Annotated in this window: 6 protein-coding genes; 4 read left to right on the top strand and 2 right to left on the bottom strand. The window is 48.4% G+C overall.

Going from position 1 to position 8,150, the window contains the following annotated elements; all coding sequences use genetic code 11:
• The coding region (locus ACOJS8_RS25715) for a hypothetical protein (protein ID WP_420151421.1) at window positions 1–595 on the top strand (595 nt) is incomplete at its 5' end.
• Window positions 596–622: 27 nt separating this feature from the next.
• On the opposite strand, the gene ACOJS8_RS25720 is transcribed toward ACOJS8_RS25715, so the two are convergent.
• A complete protein-coding gene (locus ACOJS8_RS25720; protein ID WP_420151422.1) occupies window positions 623–2,878 on the bottom strand; it encodes a gliding motility-associated C-terminal domain-containing protein in 2,256 nt (751 codons plus the stop codon).
• Between the two features lie 68 nt (window positions 2,879–2,946).
• Here ACOJS8_RS25720 and rlmD point away from each other — a divergent pair, with 68 nt between their 5' ends.
• Both rlmD and ACOJS8_RS25730 read left to right on the top strand, forming a co-directional pair.
• On the top strand, window positions 2,947–4,377 hold the full coding sequence (rlmD, locus tag ACOJS8_RS25725) for a 23S rRNA (uracil(1939)-C(5))-methyltransferase RlmD (RefSeq protein WP_420151423.1): 1,431 nt from the start codon (window positions 2,947–2,949) through the stop codon (window positions 4,375–4,377).
• Window positions 4,378–4,811: 434 nt separating this feature from the next.
• Window positions 4,812–5,447: a hypothetical protein gene (locus ACOJS8_RS25730; protein WP_420151424.1), complete on the top strand. Its 636-nt coding sequence runs from the start codon at window positions 4,812–4,814 to the stop codon at window positions 5,445–5,447.
• Between the two features lie 291 nt (window positions 5,448–5,738).
• Here the strand turns inward: ACOJS8_RS25730 and ACOJS8_RS25735 are convergent, their stop codons facing one another.
• The gene (locus ACOJS8_RS25735; protein ID WP_420151425.1) at window positions 5,739–6,731 is read right to left on the bottom strand and encodes a helix-hairpin-helix domain-containing protein; all 993 of its coding nucleotides are present in this window, start codon (window positions 6,729–6,731) and stop codon (window positions 5,739–5,741) included.
• Window positions 6,732–6,862: 131 nt separating this feature from the next.
• Between ACOJS8_RS25735 and ACOJS8_RS25740 the strand changes: the two genes are divergently transcribed.
• Window positions 6,863–8,150 (top strand): glycine--tRNA ligase (locus ACOJS8_RS25740; protein ID WP_420151426.1); only part of this gene is annotated, 1,288 nt, incomplete at its 3' end.

Raw genomic sequence — 8,150 nt, forward strand, 5'->3', positions numbered from 1 at the left:
TGCTCAATTGTATGAAATGACGCTTGCCGAAGGCCATACGGCTACAGATCCTATGTTGTTGAAGCTGGCAAGCGCTTATGAGCAGCAGAACGACGTACCACGTCAGCTATACTACCTGCATGTTTATTTTGAACGGCATCCTGATGATACCGTATTGCACCGAATGAATGAGATCGCTCGTGCCAATAATCTCAGCGGATACGAAACCGATGATCTTAACTATTTTTACTTCTTCTATCGTAGATACGGTATCTATTTTCTGTTATTTCTGCTCATTCCGGCGGGGTACGTTTTTGGCGTATTAGTGGTCAAGAGAATCCGGGGAGAAGAAATTCCTGGCCGACAGAAATGGATTCTATTTGTGTATCTGTTTCTTCTGCTGGTCTTTACCAACTTACCTGAAGGTGTACAGTCTGGAATAACAAGTCAGGATCGGGTATTGCTGCGTACCGACCCATCAGCTGCTGCGCCTGTTGCTGAAGTAATAGGGCGAGGACACAAGGTGAATATTCTTGGGACAAAAGACATCTATCTTCGTGTACTGTGGCACAATGAATTGTACTTCATTCGCCAGGACAGTGTGTGGATGATATAGCCAGATGCTGATCTTGACGGCCACGTATTAACGCATTAGTGTTACGGGTCCTTTAAACGTTCGGGCGGTTGTTAAGATTAGATAATAGTACGTTCCGACTGGCGAATTGTAACCGTACCATCGAAATCTAGGGTCCGTCGATTTAAAAATGGGTTGACCCCATCGATTCGAAATCTCGACCGACTTAAATTGCTCTGCACAGGAATTTTCCGGCATATTCTTGATGGCAAAATAATCATTGATACCATCCCCATTCGGCGTAAATACGTTCGGAACAGTGATCTCGGTGTCTGACGCCGGGCTTTTTACATGGAACGTAACGGTAGTAGTATCACTGTGATTAGGCTGACAGGAACGGTCATCGACCACGAAGTCAACCACGAACGTAGCTTCCGTTTTTCCGGCCATTAATTCACAGGTTGGCCGCCAGTTGAATAGAGACTGAAGAGTCGGCAGCCCATTTTTATTCGAGAACTCCATTCCCACGGCTTGCATATCGAAGCCATGACCCACACCGGTTAAGCGGAGCGTATCCCGATCCGGATCATTACCCAGTACGTCGAACGTAGTCAATCCTAACGAATCGGTCGGGCTTACGGTAAGTTCAACAACCTGCTGACGTAGCGTAGTGCGTATACTGGGCGGCTGACTGGGTTTACCGATGGCGGACAGGTTTACAGTAACCGTATCGCGGAGGTTACGATTGCAGCGGGTATCCGTTACAATGAAATCGATCAGATACTCTGATTGCATTGCCTGCGAGCAGGTCGGTTTCCACACAAAAGGTTGCGACACTTTACCTACGCCCGATGCCGATCCGAAGCTCATCCCGGCCTGCGCTAGTGTGAATCCTCGACCAACGGCCTGAATCGTTACGTTATCATTGTCGATATCCGAGCCGAATGCATTAAAAGTCAGTGATGAGCCTACCGTAACACTCCCGCGATTATTTAACAAGTCTGTTCCGGCCAGGGGCTTATTGTTAGGCGATGGAACGATGTTGAGCCGAACGCTGAGCGTATCGCTAAGCCCCTGCGGGCAGCCGTCATCTGTGGCCCGAATAAGCAACGTAATGGGAGTACCTGTGCCGCCAACGCAGCGACCAAAACAGAATTTAGCCTGTAATGTATCACGACTGGTGCGAGTGACAAGCTCACCTGGTGCTAACGTCAAACCGGGTAGGGAACCACTCATGTTTGTAATCGTAACCCGTTGATTAACGTCGAGATCCGTCAGGTAGAGTGTCAAACAGTTTGTGTCTTTCTCAGCAATTGTCAATACGGTGCCTTCCTGATAAAACAGCTTTTGCCCTTCTGGCTTAAACAGCAGCTTGGGCGAATTATTCTTCGGACAGTCAATAACAAGTACCTGGTAATCGCGCCGAACCAGGCCAATAGCTTTACCTGACCGGTATTCGGTTACCTCTACGGAAAAGACAAAAAGACCGGCCCGGTCGGGCGTAACGGTAAGTAGACCGGTGCGGTTGTTAACACGTAGCGGAGCCGTACCTGGAATCTGGTTTGCCGCAGAAATTCCTGTAGACCAACGTACGGCCGGGTAGGGGCTAGGGTAAAATATGGGTTGTCTTGCCTGATTTAAGGCGCCTGGATTCGGAATGGACGTAGTGCTGTAGCCGTTGTAAGGATCAACCAATCTGTAAGCCAGACTATCGCCATCGGCATCTTTGGCGCTAAAGTCGAGCGTAAACGGTTGACCGATACAGGCATAATCCCCTTTGGGGATGGCGAAGACCGGCGACGAGTTATAGTAGCGATTCTGACCACTGCCTATGGCCGGAAACTCCAGGTAAAAGGTTGATCCGGCACCGCCCGGATTAATCAAATTCGTGATCGTTCCGTTGCGGCAACAACGTTCCCATGACATGTAGTAGCCGCCCGGATCGTTAAATACGTTAGGATCGAGATTTAGATCGATGCTGTGTCGAATCAATCGAGTGCTTAGTTGCGCACTGATGCAGGCTGGTCTGGTATAGACGACCGGTTCTGAACTGATCCGATTGAGCGGTACAAAACCAATGAGCTGGTTCGTACGCCTGGAAAAAATGCCTACCGAAACCAGCCCGTCATCTGCACCTGTATCGCCATTGATGACATCGAAATAAAGATTCAGATTGATGCGATGCGAGTAAACGCTCTGAGCGCCAAGGTAACGAAGTTCCAGTTCACCGCCTACGATATGAGTGGCCTGAGACAAATGGCTTATAACCAGGCAAAGACCAGTTATCACTACCATTAACCACCACTTAGGGTACAAGTTCGACATACACAGAAACAGTTCGGAATAGAGCCGGTCCGAAAACGGATGCTTAAATTAGCAGTTTTTTAGGACTTATGCGTAGGAAGATTCATAAAACACCCGAACGGTTGGGAAGCGTTCGAATTGATGCGGTAGCAGCCGAAGGGAAGTGCATAGTACGTACTGATGAGGGAGTCATTTTTGTTGAAAATCCTACCGGCGGGCCTGGGGTCGCACCCGGCGATGTGGTGGATCTTCGTATCACAAACCGAAAAAAACAATACCGGGAAGCTGTTGCCGAACGCGTTCATGAGTGGTCGCCAGTGCGAACGGAACCGTTCTGCGAGCACTTTGGTACGTGTGGCGGGTGCAAATGGCAACACATTCAATACGGCGAGCAGTTAGGGTTTAAACACCAGCAGGTGATCGACCATCTGACACGTATCGGCAAGGTAGATCTGCCGGTCATACGGCCTATCATGGCCGCTCACCCCACGCAATACTACCGGAATAAACTGGAGTTTACGTGCGCTGAAGGTCGATGGATGACCACGGCGGAAGTTAGTACCGACCAGCCGATAGATCCGCGGGCCGTTGGTTTCCACGTACCCGGCCGCTTCGATAAAGTTCTGCCCATCCGGCATTGTTATCTCCAGCCCGATCCTTCCAATGCGATTCGTCAGGCGATTAATGATTACGTTTTTCGGCACGATTTGACATTGTATAATTTAAAAATGCATACGGGTTTTCTGCGGACGCTGATCATCCGCACTGCCGATACTACGCAACAGGTGATGGTAACGTTGCAGGTTGCACAGGACAATCCGGATCTATTGAACGGCCTGCTGTCGTATCTGCAGCAAACATTTCCACAGATTACATCCCTGAACTACATTCTGAACACAAAGAAAAATGATAGTTACCAGGACCAGAACGTAGTGAACTGGAGTGGAAAACCATATATAGAAGAGCAGATGGAAGGGCTGACCTTTCGGATCGGTCCTAAATCATTTTATCAGACCAACGCCCAACAGGCATACAATCTCTACAAAGTAGCTCGTAACTGGGCAGGCTTAACAGGGCGCGAACGAGTCTATGATTTATACACTGGCACCGGAACAATTGCGCTGTTCGTAGCTCGTTCGGCCCAACAGGTAGTGGGCGTAGAGTACGTTGAAGCGTCAGTCGCTGATGCGCGGATCAATGCTGATATCAATGGAATCACGAATACAACGTTCGTAGCCGGCGATATGCGCGACATCCTGACAGACAGCTTTTTTGATCAGCACGGTCGGCCAGACGTAGTGATTACTGATCCTCCCCGCGCGGGAATGGATGAGGCCGTAACGCGTCAGTTGCTCAAGGCGGCACCCGAACGTATCGTGTACGTAAGCTGTAATACGGCTACGCAGGCCCGCGATCTGGGAATATTAGATGAAGGGTACGCAGTTGCCGACGTGCAGCCAGTTGATATGTTTCCGCATACACATCATGTCGAGAACGTAGTGTTGCTAACAAAGCGTTAAAATGACCCTTTTTGGATAAACTAGGGCCATTGAGGCAACAGAATTAGAGGTTCATTAGTTAATGGTATGTAATTTTCATAAACATTTTATTGTATAAAAATAGGTATTGGGGTACATTCGAGGTTTGAATACGTGATAAGATGGCGGAAAAGACTTGGGTAATATAAGCGGTAACAAAATTTACAGCATCCGCCACATTATTGACATCAGGCTTTTTAATGACCGCCTAGCTTTGTCACGAGCAAATAAGGAGATGTCAACGGACTTTCTGGTGAGTATATTGTTAGTGATTATGGACAATTACCGAATCGAAATATCTGCTTTTTTCGGTCAGTATCACACACATAATTAGACAGTTACACCTTGCAGATTGGCTCACTCCGCAAATCAGTTTCAATCATTGTTTGTCGATGCTTTAACCAACCTTCCCTATTATGAACGCAGTAAAAATTATGATCATTTGCCAGGCCGAAAAACCGTATCAGGCATCAGATGGTAATCAGATTAACGGTGTTACGAATCAGGGCGAAAAGGATAATGAGGGACTGACTATTCGGGGCTGGCAGCGTGCTGGTGCGCTAGCCGCTTACTTTACCCCATTGCCAGACGGTACGTTCATGGGTAGTGGTGTGGCTGAGCCTGCCGCGCTATTTGCCTCGGGAACTGATTACCAAAACCGTGAAAAAATGCAGCATAATGCAGGAGGTAAAAGCAGCCGTTCCAGGGAAACCCTTACCCCCTTGAGCGATAAACTGGACCTCGTAATTCATGACGATTTTGAGACAGAAGAACAGCTAGCAACCGCTGTAATTGGCAGCAAGGACGTAGCACTGATCTGCGGAGAGCCTCAGCGTATACCTTCCATCGCTCATCATATTCCTACACTAAGGCCCACACCGTCTGAGTGGCCGAAAGACAAAAATGGAGAAAACCGCTTCGACGTTGTCTGGATTTTCGACTGGAAGCCGAATCACAATAAATACCATTTCTATACCGCTTACCAGTGTTTGCTTAGTGGTGATCTGCCGGGCGAAGCGGTTAGCGTATCAGAGCTTCTCAATACGCTTTAACCTGGAAAATACTACCTGGGGTTACGGAAGCAGTCTTAAGCAAGCGGAGATTTTCGTAAAGGAACCTGGACTTAACCAGCGTTTCATCAGGCACGTAGCATTTTTCGATAGCTGCCTGCTCAATGAAACGCTGATTTGTATTGGTTACGACATCCGAATTTGTTGGGGGTTTTTAAATTCTCAGAACATGGGTAGCGGCAGGATCATTTTTTGCCATTTCGACCGGAGGGAGAAATGACAAAGCCTCGTTAGTGAAGCCCTCCTCTTCGAAAGGTTAAACAGGTTCGTCAGTTAAAATTCCAGATACGGTGCAAGTTTCTCAATTGTCTTTGCATCCAGAATTCGTATCGGTTTGAGCGATTCTGCCGAGGTATAAGCGCCGTGTTGCTCCCGATACGTAACAATAACCTGAGCCTGTCGACGCGATAAAAACGGATGCCGATCCAGTTCGTCGACCGTAGCGGTGTTGACCGGAATCTTACGTACCGACGACCGGATTTTACCGAACGTTAACAACTGTGTCAATCCGAGAGAATCCAGACCATATATATCATGAAACTGGTCTGGGGAAACGAAGCCGCCGAGAGCATCGCGAAACTTGATGATCCGCCCGGCCAACGTAGCACCAATGCCTTTCAGTGCAATCAATTGTGACGTATCGGCGGTATTGATATCAAACGGCTGGAGAACGGGCCTGGCCACGCGCTCTTTGCGTTCAGTACGTTCCGTAAAGGCAGATTGTTCATGGCCAGTGGCCAACGACTTGTTATCTGTTAAGGCTCGGCCACTCGTTTCACTCGCCCTTTTGTCCGTCAACGTAATGTACGGTTCGAGCTGCTCGTAGAGTTCTGGAGGAAAGTCGTAGATGCGTAGTAAATCTTCCTTTTTACGAAACTGTCCGCCTTTATTACGGTACTTCTCGATACGTTCCGCCAGCCAGCGCGGGAGTCCCAGTTGCTGCCATCCGGTTACGCTGATTGTATTAGGATCAAATGAGAAAAGCTTGGGTTCGCTGAAATGTTCCAACGTGGTTTTGTCATTATCGAAGCGACGTCCAGTCTGCGGTTGTTTTACGTCTTCGGCCTGCATCAGCCTAACCAGGCTATCGAGCTTACGCTGATCGGCAATCGACGTATCAACGGGTTTTCGATCCGATAGAAATCGGTAGACGAACGGAGTCAGCAGGCAAACGATTGTCAAAATCAATAGCCCTATAAATCCTCTTGCCTCTTTGTGAGATACGCCAAAATAATCGCGGACAATTGAGTGAAGCCGTTTGAACATGCACTCTTAGACGCATGAATATTACCGTTAGTAACTCTGATGCATCATGTTGTGTACTTGTTGCGGAAAAATTATGTTTTAAAACAGGTACGTAGGCACTTGCGCATAAAAACGTATTTTTGCGCCCACTTATGGATAATACAAAAACTCCGGCGCCTGCTACTCCGGCAGCCTCTTTACAGGATATCATCGCCCACGCCAAAGAATATGGTTTTGTATTTCCGTCGTCTGAAATTTACGACGGACTTCAGGCTGTTTACGATTATGGCCAGAATGGCGTGGAATTAAAAAATAACCTCAAAACGCTGTGGTGGAAAGCCATGACGCAGCTCCACGATAACGTAGTAGGAATCGATGCGTCTATTTTCATGCATCCACTCACCTGGAAGGCTTCTGGTCACGTTGATTCGTTCAATGATCCAATGATCGACAACCGCGATTCCAAAAAACGGTACCGCGCCGATCAGCTAATTGAACTAAAAGCTGAGGAGTACGAAAAGGCGGGCGATGGGGCACGTGGCCAGGCGCTACGTAATGAACTGGGGCGTCTGCAAAGTGCCGACGATATGGAAGGACTTCGGAATCTGATCATCGAAGAAGGCATTAAAGACCCGGTTTCAGGGACAGCCAACTGGACAGAAGTGCGCCAGTTTAACCTGATGTTTTCGACGCAGGTAGGTTCAGTAGCCGAAGATGCCAGTTTGATCTATCTCCGTCCTGAAACGGCGCAGGGTATTTTCGTCAACTTCCTGAATGTACAGAAAACGGGTCGGATGAAGGTTCCGTTCGGTATTGCGCAAATCGGGAAAGCCTTTCGCAATGAGATTGTTGCACGGCAGTTTACGTTCCGGATGCGTGAGTTCGAGCAGATGGAAATGCAGTTCTTCGTGCGGCCTGGAACCGAAATGGAGTGGTACGAACGCTGGCGCGATACGCGCATGAAGTTCCACCAGGCACTCGGTCTGCCGTCGCAGAAGCTTAAATTCCACATCCATGAAAAACTGGCGCATTACGCCAATGCCGCTGTGGATATTGAGTACGAATTTCCGTTTGGTTTCCGCGAAATGGAAGGCATTCACTCACGTACCGATTTCGACCTGAAATCGCACCAGGAGCTTAGCAGAAAGAAACAACAGTATTTCGACAATGATATCGACGAAGCAACGGGCAAGCCGTACGGCAACTACATTCCTTACGTAGTGGAAACGTCTGTAGGCGCCGACCGGCTGTTCCTTGCTACGTTCTGTAATGCCTTTACGAAAGAAACCGTTGGTGAAGGCGATCAGCAGAAAGAGCGGACGTATCTGAAACTGCACCCTGCGCTGGCTCCAATCAAAGCAGCCGTATTTCCGCTGGTGCGGAAAGATGGTTTGCCCGAAAAAGCAGAAGCGATTGTAAAAAGCCTACGTTCGGAGTTTC

It is taken from the genome of Spirosoma sp. (genome assembly GCF_048594605.1).
Classification (GTDB): domain Bacteria; phylum Bacteroidota; class Bacteroidia; order Cytophagales; family Spirosomataceae; genus Spirosoma.

What these genes read in the sequence shown, in the direction of transcription:
- ACOJS8_RS25720 (WP_420151422.1), bottom strand. Translation starts at nt 2,878, where the DNA reads ATGTCGAACTTGTACCCTAAGTGGTGGTTAATGGTAGTGATAACTGGT.
- ACOJS8_RS25735 (WP_420151425.1), bottom strand. Translation starts at nt 6,731, where the DNA reads ATGTTCAAACGGCTTCACTCAATTGTCCGCGATTATTTTGGCGTATCT.
- rlmD (WP_420151423.1), top strand. Translation starts at nt 2,947, where the DNA reads ATGCGTAGGAAGATTCATAAAACACCCGAACGGTTGGGAAGCGTTCGA.
- ACOJS8_RS25730 (WP_420151424.1), top strand. Translation starts at nt 4,812, where the DNA reads ATGAACGCAGTAAAAATTATGATCATTTGCCAGGCCGAAAAACCGTAT.